This is a genomic window from Bergeyella anatis (assembly GCF_036016955.1).
Lineage (GTDB): Bacteria > Bacteroidota > Bacteroidia > Flavobacteriales > Weeksellaceae > JAYWXI01.
Map to the genome: position 1 here is coordinate 1 of NZ_JAYWXI010000010.1, position 18,108 is coordinate 18,108.

At 33.2% G+C, this 18,108-nt stretch carries 18 protein-coding genes and 2 pseudogenes; all 20 read left to right on the forward strand.

What is annotated here, in order from left to right:
• Positions 1-104 (forward strand): annotated as a pseudogene (locus VQ048_RS08190) (IS30 family transposase); the annotation flags it as partial.
• Between the two features lie 328 nt (positions 105-432).
• Entirely contained in the window at positions 433-1,050 is a 618-nt protein-coding gene (locus VQ048_RS08195) for a hypothetical protein (protein ID WP_327611208.1), read from the forward strand.
• A gap of 237 nt (positions 1,051-1,287) precedes the next feature.
• On the forward strand, positions 1,288-1,722 hold the full coding sequence (locus tag VQ048_RS08200; protein ID WP_327611209.1) for a hypothetical protein: 435 nt from the start codon (positions 1,288-1,290) through the stop codon (positions 1,720-1,722).
• Positions 1,723-1,942: 220 nt separating this feature from the next.
• Positions 1,943-2,536: a hypothetical protein gene (locus tag VQ048_RS08205; protein WP_327611210.1), complete on the forward strand. Its 594-nt coding sequence runs from the start codon at positions 1,943-1,945 to the stop codon at positions 2,534-2,536.
• Between the two features lie 194 nt (positions 2,537-2,730).
• On the forward strand, positions 2,731-4,065 hold the full coding sequence (locus tag VQ048_RS08210) for a DUF262 domain-containing protein (RefSeq protein ID WP_327611211.1): 1,335 nt from the start codon (positions 2,731-2,733) through the stop codon (positions 4,063-4,065).
• Positions 4,058-6,037, forward strand: a complete 1,980-nt coding sequence (locus VQ048_RS08215; protein ID WP_327611212.1) for a GmrSD restriction endonuclease domain-containing protein — start codon at positions 4,058-4,060, stop codon at positions 6,035-6,037. Before VQ048_RS08210 ends, VQ048_RS08215 begins: the two co-directional genes overlap by 8 nt.
• Before the next feature lie 523 nt (positions 6,038-6,560).
• A pseudogene (locus tag VQ048_RS08220) lies at positions 6,561-7,465 on the forward strand (IS1595 family transposase).
• A 26-nt stretch (positions 7,466-7,491) separates the two neighbouring features.
• Entirely contained in the window at positions 7,492-8,253 is a 762-nt protein-coding gene (locus VQ048_RS08225) for a tetratricopeptide repeat protein (protein ID WP_327611213.1), read from the forward strand.
• An 824-nt stretch (positions 8,254-9,077) separates the two neighbouring features.
• Positions 9,078-9,674: a hypothetical protein gene (locus VQ048_RS08230; protein WP_327611214.1), complete on the forward strand. Its 597-nt coding sequence runs from the start codon at positions 9,078-9,080 to the stop codon at positions 9,672-9,674.
• Between the two features lie 247 nt (positions 9,675-9,921).
• Positions 9,922-10,524 carry a hypothetical protein gene (locus VQ048_RS08235; protein ID WP_327611215.1) on the forward strand — a complete coding sequence of 201 codons (603 nt, stop codon included), beginning with the start codon at positions 9,922-9,924 and terminating at the stop codon, positions 10,522-10,524.
• A 141-nt stretch (positions 10,525-10,665) separates the two neighbouring features.
• A complete protein-coding gene (locus VQ048_RS08240) occupies positions 10,666-11,052 on the forward strand; it encodes a hypothetical protein (protein ID WP_327611216.1) in 387 nt (128 codons plus the stop codon).
• A gap of 17 nt (positions 11,053-11,069) precedes the next feature.
• Positions 11,070-11,534, forward strand: coding sequence for a PEGA domain-containing protein (locus tag VQ048_RS08245; protein ID WP_327611217.1), 465 nt, complete (start codon positions 11,070-11,072; stop codon positions 11,532-11,534).
• 271 nt (positions 11,535-11,805) lie between these two features.
• Complete coding sequence (locus tag VQ048_RS08250) at positions 11,806-12,915, forward strand: tetratricopeptide repeat protein (RefSeq protein WP_327611218.1); 1,110 nt, start codon at positions 11,806-11,808, stop codon at positions 12,913-12,915.
• Positions 12,916-13,118: 203 nt separating this feature from the next.
• Entirely contained in the window at positions 13,119-14,909 is a 1,791-nt protein-coding gene (locus tag VQ048_RS08255; protein ID WP_327611219.1) for a hypothetical protein, read from the forward strand.
• 42 nt (positions 14,910-14,951) lie between these two features.
• Entirely contained in the window at positions 14,952-15,500 is a 549-nt protein-coding gene (locus VQ048_RS08260) for a hypothetical protein (RefSeq protein WP_327611220.1), read from the forward strand.
• Positions 15,501-15,511: 11 nt separating this feature from the next.
• Positions 15,512-15,862, forward strand: coding sequence for a hypothetical protein (locus tag VQ048_RS08265; protein ID WP_327611221.1), 351 nt, complete (start codon positions 15,512-15,514; stop codon positions 15,860-15,862).
• Between the two features lie 94 nt (positions 15,863-15,956).
• Positions 15,957-16,355: a hypothetical protein gene (locus VQ048_RS08270; RefSeq protein WP_327611222.1), complete on the forward strand. Its 399-nt coding sequence runs from the start codon at positions 15,957-15,959 to the stop codon at positions 16,353-16,355.
• Between the two features lie 113 nt (positions 16,356-16,468).
• Entirely contained in the window at positions 16,469-16,942 is a 474-nt protein-coding gene (locus VQ048_RS08275) for a hypothetical protein (protein ID WP_327611223.1), read from the forward strand.
• A gap of 101 nt (positions 16,943-17,043) precedes the next feature.
• On the forward strand, positions 17,044-17,268 hold the full coding sequence (locus VQ048_RS08280; RefSeq protein WP_327611224.1) for a hypothetical protein: 225 nt from the start codon (positions 17,044-17,046) through the stop codon (positions 17,266-17,268).
• A gap of 86 nt (positions 17,269-17,354) precedes the next feature.
• Entirely contained in the window at positions 17,355-18,023 is a 669-nt protein-coding gene (locus VQ048_RS08285) for a WG repeat-containing protein (RefSeq protein WP_327611225.1), read from the forward strand.
• Positions 18,024-18,108: the final 85 nt, after the last annotated feature.

Sequence of the window (18,108 nt, forward strand, 5' to 3'; positions counted from 1 at the left end):
AAAATAAACTCAATAATCGACCTCGTAAAAGACTTGGATACCTCACGCCAAACGAAAAATTTAAACAAATTATTAATCAGAATTCTGTTGCATTTGCAAGTTGAATTCAGCATATCAAAACCTGAATTATCAGAAAGAATTGACAAAATGAATATTGATAAAGAAAGCATACTTGAACTATTAAAAGAATACGAAAAATAACTTCTGCTAACATAGTATTTGCAAAAGGCGGGGGTAAGTGTAGGATTGAAAGTTTGGTAATATTTAGTCGCTTCTGCTTTTCCGTATTACTTTTTTTCCTAAATTAGCAATACGGAAAAAGCATTCGCTTCGGTTGTGCTGAATTGAACTATCCATTCAATTTAGCCCGCCTTTCGCAAATACTTTTTCCGTCATCAGTAATCTTATCAAACCATTGTCAATAAAGAAGAAATGAAAAAATCAATTAAAATAATTTTGATTATACTAGGCATTGTAATCGTATTATATTTTGCTTTCATGATAACTCTAATGAGTGCATTTGGTGGTTTTGATAAGTCTTATTCAGTTTCAGATTTGAAAGAAGAATATACTAATAATAAAGATAAAATTTCAGAAGTTATTACTTACTATAATCGTATAGTTCCAAAAGATAAAATTGTTGAAATTGAGTTTGAAAATAATAAAGAAATTAGAAGATTTGGAATTTATTATATAGACTCCACAAAGAGAAAAAACAATTTTTTGGATTGGGATTTAAAAATAGAATCTAACCGAACCGATAGTATAATTAAAACAATCAATTGGGATAATGAAATTTTAAAAACATTGAAAAGTAAACTTGACGATGCTAATTGTATTCAAATAAAAAATGGCGAACCCACTCAAGTTGGATTTGCAAGAAGTGGAATGGGAATGTATTTTTTTAATGTTTATAAAAACCCAATAAATCAAATTGAATTTGACGGACGCAATTTTGATTGTCAATATCGGTATGTAGATAGGCATTTAGTTTTAGAATATGTTGGTGGAGCAATCGGTCCTCAATGTTTTCCAAAAGATGAAAAATAAAAAGACTGCCGCTAACACGGGTTTTGCAAGATGTGGAGTTTAAGGGAAATCTCAGAGGATTTTTAGAAAATACCCGCAAAACTTTTCCATTTTTTAGTTTTTTTGTAATTTTAAAAAATAAAAAAAGGCTAGAGATTGGTTGCCCTCTCTATTTTCGGTTGTGGTAGTCCGCACCTCGTAAAGCCCTCTTCCGTTGTCTGCAAGGTTAAACAGTATATCTCGACAAAAAAAATCACAATGAAAATAGTATTCTTAACAATAATTTTTCTGTTCTTTTCTTCTTGTTCTATTCAAAAAAATGAATACTTGGAATTTGAAACCTCGAATGCAATCGTAATCGGGAGTAAAACAAATATTAGATTAGTTCCAACTTATAGAAAATATAAGAAAAATGTTAAAGTAGAGATTTTTCGACATAATGAATACCTTGACAGTAGAAAAATTACCACTGAAAAATACAATGAAATTTTGAATTTATTTTCGCAAATTTCAGAAAAAGACAGTACCAAAATAAATTGGATAGATTCCCCTTCAATTAAAATAAATTTTAAGAAAAAAGACTCTCTTAGGCGTTTTTATTATATCGGAATTCCTCAAAAAGAGGAGAAGTTATATGAATTAACAAACTTGATTCTAGGAACCGCTAAATTAAAAATACAGGATATCGATTAAAAAACGGCAGATAATATCGTATTTGTGCAAAGCGGGGAGCGGTGTTGAGTCGAAAAGCAGGAAATTTATCCGCAAATGCTTTTCAATTCGACTTTTTTTAATAATTTAGTTTCATTGAAAAAGCCTCTGCTTAGGTTGGTCCAAATTGAACTTTAGGTTCAATTTGGTTCGCCCTTTGCAAATACTTTTTCCGTTAGCGGCAATTGTAAATAACATGACAATGACATTAAGAGAATTTATAAAACAGTTTGATAAACCTAATTCTATTGTTCTTCTTGAAGGTAAAAGAAATGTATTAGAGGCAGACAAAGAAAAGTTGACAGCACTTGGACGTTTGTTAGCATCTAATACAACAAGCATGATATTTAGAAGTGGAAATGCAGAAGGTTCAGATCAATTGTTTTCTGAAGGAGTTACGGCAGTCGACCCTAAAAGATTACAAGTAATTACTCCGTATTCTGGACATAGACAAAAAACGAATAAAGCATACGAAACAATTTCTTTGGACGACATCAATATTGCTGCTGAGCCCGAAGTGGTGTATCAGTCTAAAAGCAATAAGAAAACTGAAAAACTCATTGACAAATTTGTTTCAGGTGACAAGAATCGTTATACAATAAAAGCAGCTTATATAATTAGAGATACTATAAAAGCAATTGGGACAGGCGAAATAAGGCCAGCCACTTTTGGTATTTTCTATGACGATTTAGTTAACCCAATGTCAGGTGGAACGGGACACACAATGAATGTTTGTGAACAGAATAATATTCCGCTAATTGATCAAAAAACATGGTTCAAATGGCTGACAGAATAGAACAACATACTACCGTTAACAGCATCTACAAGAAACTGGCAGTTCAATGGACAAATGGAGCTTTGTACTTCGTATAAAGTTCAGTGCTAGTAGACAGTTTACTTCTCTGAAATCGCCAACTTCTTGTAGTCGCCGGGACGTTATGAACAATCCAATCCCACGCCGAACAATCTGATATTCGACTTTAAAACATAATGAAACAAAATCAGCCGAAAATAATTAGAGTAAGAGAGTTGCTTACAAATGACTCTCTACAAATTCCGAGCTATCAACGTCCTTACAAATGGACAACAAAAAATGTCAATCAACTTATTGACGACATTCTAATACACAAAGAAAAATCGGAGTATCGGTTGGGAACACTCGTCGTTCACAGTCACGACAATATTTCTGACATTGTTGACGGACAGCAACGGACAATTACATTAACATTGATTGCATACGCAATAACTCAAAAACAAAATAAGACGACAGAAGAAGAAAAAGCATTAAAGAGTTTTGACCCAAAACTTTTGAATTTATCTTTTGCCAATGCTATTTCAAAAGCAAATATCCAAAATAACTACAAACAAATTGAAAGACGAATTGCAGATTTTGACGAAAAGGCAATATGGTTTTTCTTGGAAAAATGCACTTTGGTAGAAATTGTTTTGAATGATATTTCAGAGGCATTCCAGTTCTTTGACTCTCAAAATTCAAGAGGTAAGGACCTTGAACCACACGACTTGTTAAAAGCATTCCACTTGCGAGAAATGAATAATTTTTCAACAGAAGAAGAACGCAAAAAAACAGTTGAGAAATGGGAAAGTTTGGACACAGCAAAACTATCAAAATTATTTTCACAGTATTTATTCAGAATTAGAAATTGGAGTAATGGACACTCGGCACGGTATTTTTCAAAAAATGAAGTTGATGTTTTTAAAGGAGTAAGTCCAAACATTGAAGAGAATTATCCTTTTGCAGCTATGCTTCGCATTGCTCACTTTTATGTTGAAAATTACAACCGCTCCTATCACAGAAATATTGACAAAAAAGAAATGACTTTTCCGTTTCAAATAGACGGAACCATCATAAATGGGAAGCGATTTTTTGAAATGATTGAGTATTATCAATTGATGATTGATGACATAAAATCGCAAGAAACAAGTGAAAAATACCCTGTTTTAAAAACAATCAAAACTTATGAGGGCAGTTTTCGCACAGGAGACAAATATATTCGTAACTTGTTTTATTGTGGCTTGATTTATTACATAGACAAATTCGGGGATAAAGATTTATCAAAAGCTATTGATAAAATTTTTGTTTGGGCATATATATTGCGTTTGAAGTTACAAGCAGTTGGACTTGATTCGGTTGATAATTATGCTCTCAATCAAGGGCATTCTCAGATACAGCTATTTAAAAAAATCAAAGAAACGATTAAACCTAATGACATATTAAACTTACGCCTTGAAACTTTAAAAGAAAACAAATCAAGCAAGACAGAACTAATTATTGAACAATTCAAGCGTTTGAAATATTATGAGTGATAAACAACCGAAGTACTACAATATAAAAACATTATTGGGTTCAGATGATTATGTGATTCCAATCTACCAAAGAAATTACGAATGGGGAGAACCTCAAATAACACAACTTATTCAGGACATTGTAGATTACATTCACAAAAGCAAAGTATCAGGGAATAAACCTAAATACTACATTGGTTCTTTAATTGTTTACGAAAGAAAATTAGAAGGAAGCGTAACCTATGAAACTATAGACGGACAACAACGTTTGACAACAATAACCATATTGTTGAACGTAATCAAAAATGAATATTCAGCGATTGATTTATCATGGTATAATAAATTGAATTTGTCTTTTGATTGCCGTAAAGTTGCCTCAAACACGCTTTCGTATCTTTTCAACAATGAAAGTTTAGGCAATAAAGAATGTAATGTTGCTATTCGGCAAGGTTATAAAGATGCTAAAAAATCATTAGCTAAAATATTATCAGACAATAATTTAACTATAGAAGATTTTTGCAACTATTTCTTTGAAAAGGTTACTGTCTTACGTGTTTTAGTCCCAGATGACACCGATTTGAACCATTATTTTGAGATAATGAATAGTCGTGGCGAGCAATTGGAAAAACACGAAATTTTAAAAGCAAAAATGCTTGAAATTCTGGAAGATGATAATTTGAAATATGCTTTCAATTTGATTTGGGAAGCAACTTCAAATATGGAAAAATATGTTCAGTACGGTTTTTCGGTCGCTCAAAGAGATGAACTATTTGGAAAAAATAATTGGAACAATTTGGTTGGTAAAGACGATGTTTATCAAAAATTACAAATCCCAAAAGATAATCAAGCTTCAGAAGAAGCTCTCACTATTAGCCAACTTCTTTTAAAAACAGTAAAACCAATTACTTACAATTCAAGCGATACTGACGAAAGCCCGGATAGATTTAATACAATTATCAATTTTTCGAACTTCCTGCTTCACATTTTAAGAATACAAACAAAATCCGATATTCCATTAGACGATAAACGTCTATTAGAATTGTTTGAGCCGTTTTTAAAACCGGATACAGAAGACAAAAGCAAGAATAAAGAATTTGTAAAAGAACTTGGATATAATCTCTTAAAGGGAAAATTTTTGTTTGACAAATACATTATAAAAAGAGAATTTGCAAAAGGCAGTGACCATTGGAGTTTGAAACGGCTGCAATGGTATGCAGGAAACAAAGTAAGTTATGTTAACACTTTTGACGCAGACAATGCAGAAACTAATGATGGTATAAACAGAGAAATTCTAATGTTGCTTTCAATGTTTCACGTTTCAAATCCAACTTTGGTTTACAAGCATTGGTTGAATGCTTCATTGAAATTTGTTTTAGAATATTCGGGTTCTAATTTGGCGGGCGATTACAAAACATACCTTGAAAATCTTGCAAAGGCATTCTTGAACGACAGGTATTTAGCAAAAAAACCAAAAGAATTTTTTGAAATAATCTATACCAACGAAGGCAAACAAAGAAATTCTGAAATTGATACAAATAAACTCAATCAAGGGACAGTCGTAGAAAATTTTATTTTCAACTATCTGGATTATTTGTTGTGGCAAGATTACAGAGCCGATAAAAACTATTTCAAAATCAAAGATGAACAAGTATTTACAGACAACCGTATAAAAGATTTTGAATACACATTTAGAAGTTCAGTAGAGCATTATTATCCTCAACACCCTATTGACGAAAACTTAATTCTAAAAGGACAAGATGCTGTTTGGTTAGACAACTTCGGAAATTTATGTCTGATTAGCAGTAGTAAAAATTCACGTTTAAGTAATTTAATGCCAACAGCAAAGAAAGATTATTATACAGGAAGTCCAACAATTGACAGTATAAAACAACGCATTATGATGGAATATGAACATTGGGACACAAATGGCTCAAACAATCATAATGAAATAAAAGAACACAGTGAAAAAATGATTGAAATACTGACAGAATAAATAAATGGCTGTTGCCAATAACAGGTCATAAAACATGCTGATTTAACTGGGTTTTCAAACACTTCGTCTCTCATCAAAGTACACCGAGTTAGATAGAGAAAAGATCCAAATCCGGTAGTCTTATCCGCAAGCGTTGTAGACAAAACTTAATGAATGGCAGCAACCAACGAATATTAAAGAGTCTATTAAGCTGACAATATGAAAGGCAACTTGATGGTAACAAAAACTCCAGCCTGTAACAAGGTATTGCCGCAAGCGGAATCGATTTGCTTTTCCGGAAATTTTGTTTACTTTCGAAGCATGGCATTTAGTTGAAGTCAGACGCTAAGCAGCCCCACCTTCGGTAATACCAAGCGAGCGGAATGTTAGCTGCCATATTTTTAATTTTTAAAACGTACATTCAAATGAAATATCTAATTCTACTTATAGTTTCAATAACGACAAAGCTTAATGCACAAACTGATTTAAAATTTTAGAGTTATTTACATAAAAAATACGTGTCTTTGCAGTAAATACAAGTATTATGGAACACATATTTAAGGGGGAGAATATTTTAGAGTTCATAAAGCAATACCCTGACGATGAATCGTGCTTATCAGTTTTGTCAGAAATAAAATGGTCAAATGGTTTTAAATGCAGGAAATGTGGACATAGAAATTACTGCAAAGCAAAACGCCCATTTGATAGAGAATGTACAAGTTGTCATAGCATAGAAAGTCCTACTGCTCATACTTTATTTCATAAAGTGAAATTTGGTATTCAAAAGGCATTTTGTATAGTCTTTGAGATGAGTTGTACCACTAAGAGTATATCAACTATTCAGCTTGCTAAACGCTATGGGATTACGCAAAAAACAGCTTGGCTCTTTACACAGAAAGTTAAAACAGCTATGAAGTCATCCAAACAACATCCAATGAAAGGAGAGGTTCAAGTAGATGAATTTGTAGTAGGAGGCAAAGAAACGGGGAAGCAGGGGAGAAGTTACGACACAAAAAAGCCAAAGTTGTATGTGCCGTTGAGCTTACGGATAAAGGAAAAATTAAAAGAGGATACGCCAAAGTAATTGAAGATTATTCTGCAAAATCTATAAAACCTATATTTGATGACCATATCAGCAAAGAGGCTAAGGTAAAGACAGATAAATGGACTGCATATGCCAAAATAGCTAAAGAATATACCAATATCACACAGGAGAAAAGCGAACCCTTATCAAATTTTAAACAAATCCATACAATAATACAGCAAGTTAAATCGGGATTAAGAACAATACAGACTCATGTAAGTAAATTTCACTTACAGAAATATTTAGATGAATATTTTTACAGACTTAATCGTTCTATTCATAAAGAAACAATTTTTGACAACCTAATAAAAAGAATGGTGAAACATGAATGGTTAGGATGGCATCAAATTGTAGTAATTAAGTAAATAACTCTATAAAATTTAATAAACGTTTGGTTGAAAGCGAAGATAAATGGGGCGCATTTCAAAAAAATGAAGACGATTCTTTTCATTTTGGATTTGTTTATATTGAATCGGATGCTGGTCTGACATTAAATTATGAAGGAACTTTTAAAATTTTGCCAACCGGAGAATTTATTCCTACAAAACTTAACAGTACAAATATGAAAGTTAGACTTCAACCCAATAGTGTTTTGGTTGCTTTTATTCCAGAAAATAAATTTAACGAACTTAAAATTGAAGCTACTCCACGCTGGCTAAAATATTATAAAACGAATGAAAATACAATTGAAAGACTTTATAAATGGGGGTATATGTATAACGCCTGGGGTGAATGTGCAAAGGCTTTAACCTTTCTTGAAAAAGCAGAAAAAATGAATCCAAAATATAGCGGACTTGTGGTGGAACTTGCTTTTTCCTATAACTGTCTAAAGCAATACGACAAAGCAGAAAATATTTTAGAAGAGGAGATAAATTCAAACTCATCAAATGCTTATGTAAGCAAAGAGTACATCTATACTTTAACAAAAATCGATAAAATAGAGAAGGCTGTTCAACAGTATAATTCGGCTAAAAAAACAATAACAGATAAACAATATGATGCTGAAAATTGTTACAATATTTTACAATATTTTTACTTTAAAAAAGACATAGAGAATTTCAATAAATGGTATGAAGAACTCACTACGCTTGACGTAAAAAATAAGATGATTAGAGATTATGCTGACAGAATGAAACAAGATATAAACAAATGATACGGCAGGCTAACACTGCTTTGGTAAATGGCGACTGAAGTGTATTTTTGAGATTTTGTGCTTAAATGAAATTTAGTCATTATCTTGTACTTTTGTGGTGGAACACACTTTTCGCAAATACTCAACCGTTATCTGTAATTTTATGAAAAAAATACTGCTAATTTTAGGTTTCGTTTTTGTAGGAATCGTTATGTCTCTAAACATGAATTTTCAATTGAAAAAGGATGAAATTATTGGGAAATATGCAAATAGGAATTTTTACTAATAAACATTGTTGTGTAGAAGCACCTCATAAGCATGATACTCTAACAATCTATTTATAATGGAACTTTTGAAAGTAAATTTTACGGTAAAGGAAACTTACAAATTTGAAAATAATAATTTGCACTTAAATTGTAATTATGAATATGGCAAAGCGGAATGCAAAACAATAATGACAAATAAACTTTTTCAGAAGCATAGAATAGGGTTAAATTATAAGCTAAGTCATTATTACGAAAAAATTCAATAATCGTTTTTGAGTTTTCAAAAATGATGCTAAGAATTTTTCAAAATAAACAATTAAGAGAATAAAATAAAAAAACGGCAGATAATATCGTGTTTGTGCAAAGCGGGGAGCGGTGTTGAGTCGAAAAGCAGGAAATTTATCCGCAAATGCTTTTCAATTCGACTTTTTTTAATAATTTAGTTTCATTGAAATCGAAGATTCGGCGAAGCCAAAAAGCCTCTGCTTAGGTTGGTCCAAATTGAACTTTAGGTTCAATTTGGTTCGCCCTTTGCAAATACTTTTTCCGTTAGCCGCAATGTTTTTAAAATCTCCTGAAATGAAGATATTTTATAGTTTACTTTTTGTCATTACTCTATCTCAATTTCTATTAAGCCAAAATTCAAATTTTGTTGAATATAAAATTTTGATGATCGGATCCCCACAAGAAATACATTTAATTAAAGATGAAAATGACACTTACCGAGGATATATCAACGCTGAATTCTATAAACCCCATCAAAAGTTTTTAGGCATTTTAATCAGAAAGCATAAAGAAATAGTCATTAAAATAGACTTAAATCCTAGTATTGTAGAAAATACAATGAAGAAATTGCAAAATGCAGGTATTGAAACTATCGAAGACTGCAGAAACGACGCAGACTGTAAATCTATAAACTTTTTAGATCCTGACGTTTTAGTATTTAAAATAAATAATTCAAAAAATACTAAAAAGCTTGAATTCGAAGAAGTTTATCCGGAGAATACTAAAAAGGATAATGTTGAGCAGAATGTTTTGCGTAGAAAGGCACAAATATTAGTTACAATCATCGATGAAAACCTTAAATTAAAGGAAAAATTTAAAATTGTGCGAAAACAACTAAATAAACCGTATTGCTACGGGTGTGGAGGAATCTCCTCTTGTTGCGTATATTAATACTACGGCTAACATCATATTTGCGCAAGGCGGGGAGCGGTGTTGAGTCGAAAAACAGGAAATTTATCCGCCTATGCTTTTCAATTCAACTTTTTTTAATAATTTAGTTTCATTGAAATCGAAGATTCGGCGAAGCCAAAAAGCCTCTGCTTTGGTTGGTTGAAATTGAACGAGTGATTCAAATTCGACCACCTTTCACAAATGCTTTTTCCGTTAGCTGTAGTCATATTACAACACTCTTTTTTAAATGAAAAATAGAATATTTACATTTAATCTTCAAACTTTTAAAGACTTTGAAGATTTTGAAAATTGGCTTAAGATCTTATTTTATCTTAACGATTCATTACAAAAAGAGTATGACTTAATATATCAAGATAGTTTTTATGTAAAAATATATGAGCTTCTCAATGATGGATTAGCATATTCGCAAAAGATACTCAAGAATTGCCACGCAAAAAACGAAACACAAAATGCTAACTGGTATAGCACGTTGATTACTCAAATTGAAAATATACAAAATCAATTTTCTGAAGAGGAATTACAATATATTGAATACAGAAGAAATAAAGTCTGTCATATATTTTTAAGTGGTTATGATAGAATAAAAAAAGATTTAAGCATTAACAAGAAAAGAAAAAATATAGATTTAGAAATATTACAATCAAATCTATACAAAGTCATTAGCAAACTTGAACACCTAGAAAACCCCAATTTATACTTTAACAATAAAATACATCCAATTTTAAACGATCTTTATAAAAAGCTAATAACTACGGCTAACGTTCCGGCGGCTTTGCGAAGTCCCCTTTGGGAGCGAAGCTTCTGTAAGGGGATTTTGCAAAGCTGTTGATGTGCGACGTTCGCGGAGCGGTGTTGAGTTGAAAAACAGGAAATTTATCCGCATATGCTTTTCAATTCGACTTTTTTTAATAATTTAGTCCCATTGAAAAAGCATTTGCTCGGGATAAATTTAAAAGAATGAATACCAAAAATGAAAAACATCTTTTTTAATTTAAGTGTAGCTCTAATTTTAGCGAGCTGTGCTTCAACGGTAAAAACAGATATTTCAAACAAGGAAACGGCATTAACTATAAATGATAAAGTAGCTTTCTTAGATTTAAATCATAAGGTTCCTGAAACGGCTAAAAGAATTGGAAACGCAAAATTTGGCGATTCTGGATTTTCAACGGACTGTAATTTTAATTCAAATCTTATAAGAGCCAGACAGATAGCTCGTGAAAATGGAGCGAATATTGTAAAAGTAACAGAAGCTAAAAACCCGAATTTTTGGAGTACTTGTCATAGAATTGAAGTTGATTTTTACAAATATGAAGGGGATGTTAGTGCTTTACAACAATATCAGTTACAAGTTAAATAAAACTATAAAGAAAAAATATGAGAAAATTATCCTTTATTTTGGGCTTAGCCGTAGTATTTACGACTACAAGTTGTGCAACAATCGTTTCGGGGAGCCGACAAACCGTAAAATTTGCAAGTACGCCAAGTGAAGCTACTGTGTTTATTGATGAGGTGGAAGTTGGAAAAACGCCATACGAAACTAAGCTGGAAAGAAAACGGGAGTATCAAGTTATGATAAAATTAGATGGATATAAATCGTATGAAACCAGAATAACAAAAAAATTTAATGCTTGGTATCTTGGTAATATCGTTTTTGGAGGGATTATTGGGTTAATTGTTGACCCCGTTACAGGAGCGATTTATAGTCTTACTCCAAAAGAACTGGACGCAAAGCTTGAACAAGGAATGGCATTTAATACATCAAAAAATGGAGTTTATATTGCTGTTTCGTTGGAAGTTGATGAAAATTGGAAAAAAGTTGGACAATTAGAAAAGCTTTAAAAAACTTCTGTCAACATCGTATTGACGAAATGGAGAGTTAAGGGAGAAACTGAAAGTTTCTCCCTTTTTTATAAATTTAGAAAAATAATGGAGGGTTGTTGCTTAGAATAGTGTAAGGTTAAACGTTTAGGTTTTCGACGGAATAAAAGTTACAGCGTGGAAACGAGAGAAAATATAAAAGCAAGATGGATTTACTTGAAACTATTGTCTATCTTTGATGGTGTTTTAGTTGATTGGCAACCCTCAGGCATTATCTGAAATTTTATACCAAATGAAACCTTTATTTGCAGCTCTATTAATTGCGCTTTGTGCGACTTCTATAAACGCTCAAGATTTAAACTCAGAACTGAAAACTTTAACGGAACAAAACCAATATAAAAAAATTGTAGAGGAATATTCGAAGAATTACGAAAACTTATCTGCTCAATCTTTGTATTATATCGGCCAAGCGTTCTATATGTTGGAGAACGACAAAGAATGTTTAAAGTTTATGGATTTATCAATCAAAAAGGATAATCAGAATCCGGCTCCCTTTTTTATAAAAGCCTCTACATTAAATTATATGGGGGAGTTTGATGAAGCCATCGTCCATTTTCAAAAAGCTATAAAATTAAATCCAAATGATGTGGAATCGTTGAGTGGTCTTGGCGATGCTTACCATCAAAAAGGAGATTATATAAAAGCGGCGGAGTCTTATTTAAAAGCAACAAAACTTCCTGATTGTCCTGAACGAACATTTTATATGTTGGGCCAGATGTATTCGGATTCAAAAGACACCGAAAAAGCATTAGAAGCATTCTGTCAAGCAAAGAATAATATAAATCCCACCTCCGAATATTATGCGAATTCACTTTTCAATATTGGGTTATTGGAGTCTTTGAAAAAAAATTACGCAAAGGCGGAGCCAATTTTTAAAGAAATTATTCAAATCGCTCCAAATGATTATCATTCCTATTCTAAACTGATTAAAATATACTATCACAATAGGGATTATGATAAGGCTGAACCTTTGAAAAAAAATCTTTATGAGGCACATAGACAAGGTAAGCTAATAGGTACAAATTTGGAAGATATGTTTTGCATCGAGCAATTTGAATGGGAAAATAATAACGTTTTAGTTTTTGAACGTTACGAAAATGGAAATAAAGGTAATATTTATAACAAACATCTGTTTTATGTAAAAGACAAGAATGGAACAACTTTATTGAGGGTGCAAACCGAGTTTTCGCCCACTTCCGTAACTCTAAAAGGATCCGAGTACGTGCTTTGTGCAAATCGGGGTTCTGTTCATTTTAATCCGGGAATTGGATTTAGAGAGGGGTATAAATACGAAGATGTAAAATCGGCCTCAATAAAACTTTTCGAAAAATATCTAAAATAAAAACGGAGGATAAACAAGAGTGCGCAGACGTTAGGATTTTTTTTGGGGGGAGGGGAATCTTGTTTACACGCTTTAGCGTTCACAGATTACTTTTTTTGCGTAAATTAGCGGTAGGGGAAAAGCATCGGTTTTGATCGGTCGAAACTCTTAAAAAAACATTGCAAAATTTGAAATATAACGTCGCTTTATAAACATTTAAATAAATGAGAAAATTTCTTTTATCCATTCTGACACTGGGGGTATTCGTCTATGGTAATGCTCAGAAAATCAAATCGGAAACGTTGGAGCTGACTAAGGTTGTTCAGCCCAAATTACTGAAAACAGAAAATCCTATCGATATTACTTTGGTGAGAACCACCTCTGCTGAAGAACTAAAAAACAATAATCTGCTCAACACTTACGTGAGTGTGCCTAGATACATCCTAAACAACACAAGTACACCGAAGTATATTGCGGTTTTGGATTATTCTTACCAACCGGCTACGGCTAAAATCGGAAAGTTGGGAACGACGTTGAATGAGCTGTATTTTAAATCTAATATTAAGGCCGTTTTGTACCTTATGGAAAGAGATAAGGGTGTTTTTTATCAAGAGGACATCGAATTATCAAACAGTTCGCAAAACAACTGGAAAAGCGAAGAGGTTGGCCTTTCTTCACTTGGAGTTGTTACGCTGTTAAACGAAACCGTATCTAACGCGGATGTGGGGAAATATATTCTAAACGGAGAATTTAGGCCGGAAGTCGTTAATGAAATTGAAAAAAAGCAGATTGAAAGACTGACGATTAAGGCTTATCAAACCATCAGGGATTGTATGACCGAAAACAACGTTAAAAACAGATTGGTTTTCAATTACCTGAAGTCTGGGGATGATTTTACTTCTCCTGATTTTGACAATGCTTATTCTAAGTTAAAAAATAGCATCAATCCAATCAATAAAACGGAAATTCTTGGTGCGATAGAGCTTTGGAAAAATGAAGCGGCGAAAATACCGGAGGGAAGTGAAAAAATAAAAAAGAAATATAAAGCGGCCATTTTGGAAAATATATTAACGGCATTTTATATTATAGATGAATTTAATGCAGATGATGTTGCAAACGAACTCAAAAGGTTGGATGAAAAAAGTGAGGCGCTTTATTTCTACACAAAACAAAAAAAGATTTTTTCGGAGAATAACAAGCAAATAAAGGAATTTAGCTATGCCGCTCTTCCGGACAATGTTCCTATTCCCGAAGTCAATAAAAACTTGTTTAATGCTGCTAATTCTGGCTCTACCGACACGACTTATCCGAAAATTAATAAACTAAGACCGTACAATACGTGGAATTACCATCCTATTCTTAATTTAAACAATCTTAAATACCAGTTGATGGTATTAAAAGATGAGGATAAATTGTTTTTGAAGTATCAAAACTTTTTGATGGACGAGATACTTTGGTACATGATGAATATTAAAAATAATTCCAAAGAGCTTCCGTCAAAATCAAGAAAAGAGCTCGAAGCCTTCATTGCATTTGCAGAAAAGCTGAATCAGGAATACGAAACGAAAAAACTATATAAATTTTCGGATGAGCGAAACTATAAGTTGATGAAAGCGCGGGAGTATGTTTCTGCTAACTATAAATTAAATGATTTCTTTCAATTTATTCCCCATATGGATTTGGCGGTAAATGTTTTTTTTGAAAATAAAAACCCTAAATTAACAAGTGTGTTTAAGGATGTGGTTGAAATAAATTCGATAGTTCAACTAAGGAAATTTGCTTATGACGACTACTACGAAAGCCAAAGAAAAGAAAAGGAAAGAGAATTGGATGAATACATCGAAACCAAGGCTGAAAACATTCCTACATACAAAGATGAAATTTATTTTGAGTTCAAAAATTCAATAAAGGTTTTGGATTATATTAGTGAAAAAAGAGTTTTGTCTGACGAAGAATACAACAACTACCAGTCGTTACTGAATGAAGTTTTATATAGGCTGAACACTTATAAATAGAACTTTTTCGCTGAAAAATTGCCTGAAAAATCTAAATAATCTATGAAGAAATTATTGGCTACTTCTTTAGTGGTTTTAGCTTCTGTTGTAATGGCTCAAAGTTTACCGCGAGTGCCTGCCAGAGGAGCGTCCTCGGTTGTCGGCGAGGTTCGGGTTCATTCGCGTAAAGGCGTTTTGATTGAAAAGCAAGTTTTTGGCATGGGGAAATTCAAGCATCTGACTATCCAGAAAATTGTTTCGAAAGATACGTCTGACAGTTCAACAGAGGGGGTGTTGGGTATTATGACGGAATACAAGACCTACGATGCTTTTTCTCAACGGACTTTGACCATAGATAAGACCGAACTTTCAAAATTAATCGAGTCGTTGTCGATCCTATACCAAAAGGAAAACAATAGGGCAGAGGTTGAGACGAAGTATAAATTTCGGACGTCGAATAATATTGAATTTGGAGGGGTTTATAATGCGGTTAGTAAAGGCTGGGAGAATTATATAACCCTGCCATCAAGGGAAAATAACATTTACGGTTACAGTCGGGAAGAATTAAAGGAGCTGATTGACCTCTTGAAGAAAGTAGAGAAAGAGCTTTAAGAATCCTCGAAATGACCGATACAAATTACCCTATTGCCACTGGAATCGACACCAAAACATTTTACTTAATAGTGTCTTTCTTGAAGAAAGACCGATGGGAACTGCTGGCCGAATATAACGATGAAATGGTTGACAAGGGCGTTGATTTTGATTTGTATTACTTTAAAAAAAGGGATGATTTAATTTGGATGGCATGGAGTAATTGGTTTGAAGGGGAAATAAAAGCCAATATGGAAACGTTAAATGGTCTTTCAAAGAAATTCAATTTGGAATTGAAGTTTGGTACCCCAGAATACCTCAAAGCCCCGGATGTTTTATCAGAAATGGAAGGATTAATCAAATTTAAAGAGGATAACGGGTAACGTTCTGGCTTTGGCATTGCGAAAAATGGGAAAAACAATTGAAGTGAAAGATAAAATAGGGTTTGGAAGGGCTAAATATCGGGTTTTAATCGTTGTGTTTTTTGTTGCTTCTCTATTTTTCAATGGATTGGTTGTGCAGGACTATGATGGTGTTAAAAAATACAATGGACTGGAATTGTTTGTTCTTGGTTTTTTGTCTTTTTGGGGAGGAGGGATTTTGGAGTTTTTGGTATGGCTGGCTAATCCATTAGCGTTATTTGCTTTTTTCTTTTTTAAGAAAAAACCGAAGTGGCGTTTTTTATTTGCATTAATTTCCTTTGGGCTGGCTATCAGCTTTGCGGGTTGGGAGCAAGTGCTGATTTCTGAAAATGGCAGGCAAGGCGAAATAATGACTTTGGGAGCCGCTTATTGGTTTTGGGTTTTAACGCTCATGTTGGTACTGGTTTTGAGTGGATTTGGTTTAATGCAAAAATCAAAGGAGGGGGCTGAGTAAAAAGAAATACTGCATCTGACAACGCTTTGTGGCAATTGGGCTGCGGGATATTGGGACAAAACGGATTTAAGTTAAAGGAAAGAAATGTCTGATATTTACCTTAAAATCGAGAAATGGAAAATATTTTAGGCGGCAATTGGCAAATTTGGATTGCTTTTTTTCATAAGCTGTGCTGTAAAATGAAAAAACGACAACTTAAAACCTTCGGAATTTTAGGTATTGTTCTATCTAATTTGAGTTGTGATCCATCGCATACCATAAAAATCATTAATAATGGAGAATCCGATTTAAAAGTTAAATTTGAGATAGATTCAAAAAATGAAATCCATGCTTTATATAACATTGAAGGGCGAAATAAAGATACGATTTGCTATAATTTGAAAAGTAAGGACACTGTAAAAATGGATTTTGGTATTGGGACATGGTCGGACTCCGAAATTCATGACCAGGCTAATGCATTTAAATCCATAGAGTTTGAAAATAATGATTTGAAAAAAAAATTAAAACAAAAGAAAGTATCGAAACCCTTTTTAAGGAAAATAGAAAAAGTGGGATTTTGGGAGAAGCTTGGAGTACGGAAATCCTAATAATGGAGAAATGATATTGTTGTCAACAAAGCTTTTGTTTGGGTTTAATTTCGTTTGTCTTTTGCGAAACGATAGGAAAATGGGACTTGCATAATATTGCAATGAGGCTTACAAGAGAAGAATTAATGGAAGCCTATAAAGGGTTTACCCACGAAAAGATTATCCGTCTTGCCAAGAAGGAGAGTAAGAGCTTGCGCGACGAGGCAGTTTTAGTGCTTGAATCTGAAATATTACGCAGGAATTTGGATCAAAGTCTTCTTCATTGGGCAAAGTTAGAGCGGGATTTTTTTCAGGGAGAGGAGCTGGAGAGTTTGAAAAAATATTAAAAAAATTGTTGACGAGGGAATACCGGTTGAGGTCGGGAGGAATTTTGTATCTCGTGCCTTGCGAACAGAAAATTAACCACGGTACTATGAAGACGGTATTGACATTAACGCTATTGTTGTTTTTGAATTTTGTTTTTGGGCAAAAAGACGAGGCTTGTTTGGTGGCTTACACGGACTCAACGTCTGGTAATGCGTTGGTAGGTTATAAGTCGTTGGACGGAAATATCGTTATTAAAGCCAAATATCGAGACGGTTCGGATACGTTATGTCGAATGGCTATTGTGTTGACCGCTGACTTAGAGTTTATTGGAATAGATAAAAATGACAGTCTAATATTAGAGCTGTATATTTATGACAACGGACCAGATTATGTTGAAGAAGGGCTGTTCAGATACGTAGAAAACGGAAAGATAGGGTTTGCTGATTTGGATGGTCAAAAAATTATAAAAGCAAAATACGATTTTGCAACGCCTTTTTCTGAGGGGCTTTCCGAGTATTCAATCGGTGGTGAACCGATCTATGAAGATGGGAGAAGCCGTTCTCAAGTGATTAAAGAAAGTGGTTCCAAAGGTTTGATTGACCGGTATTGGACTTGGGGTGGAGAAGTTGTAGAGTCGGGATATCTAAACCGGTATGGGCAGGAGTTTAGAGAGGTAACGGCATTGAAAAAAAATAAGAGGGAGGCGTGGACCAAGGATGGAAAACATTTTTTATTGAATAAAGAAGGGCGGATAATAAAAGTGTATGGCAGGTGAATATACAGTAGTTAGCTGTAATACTAAAAAAACGTTATGGTAGGATTAAGTAGCCCAGTTTTAATATGCATTGTTTTAATTGTCC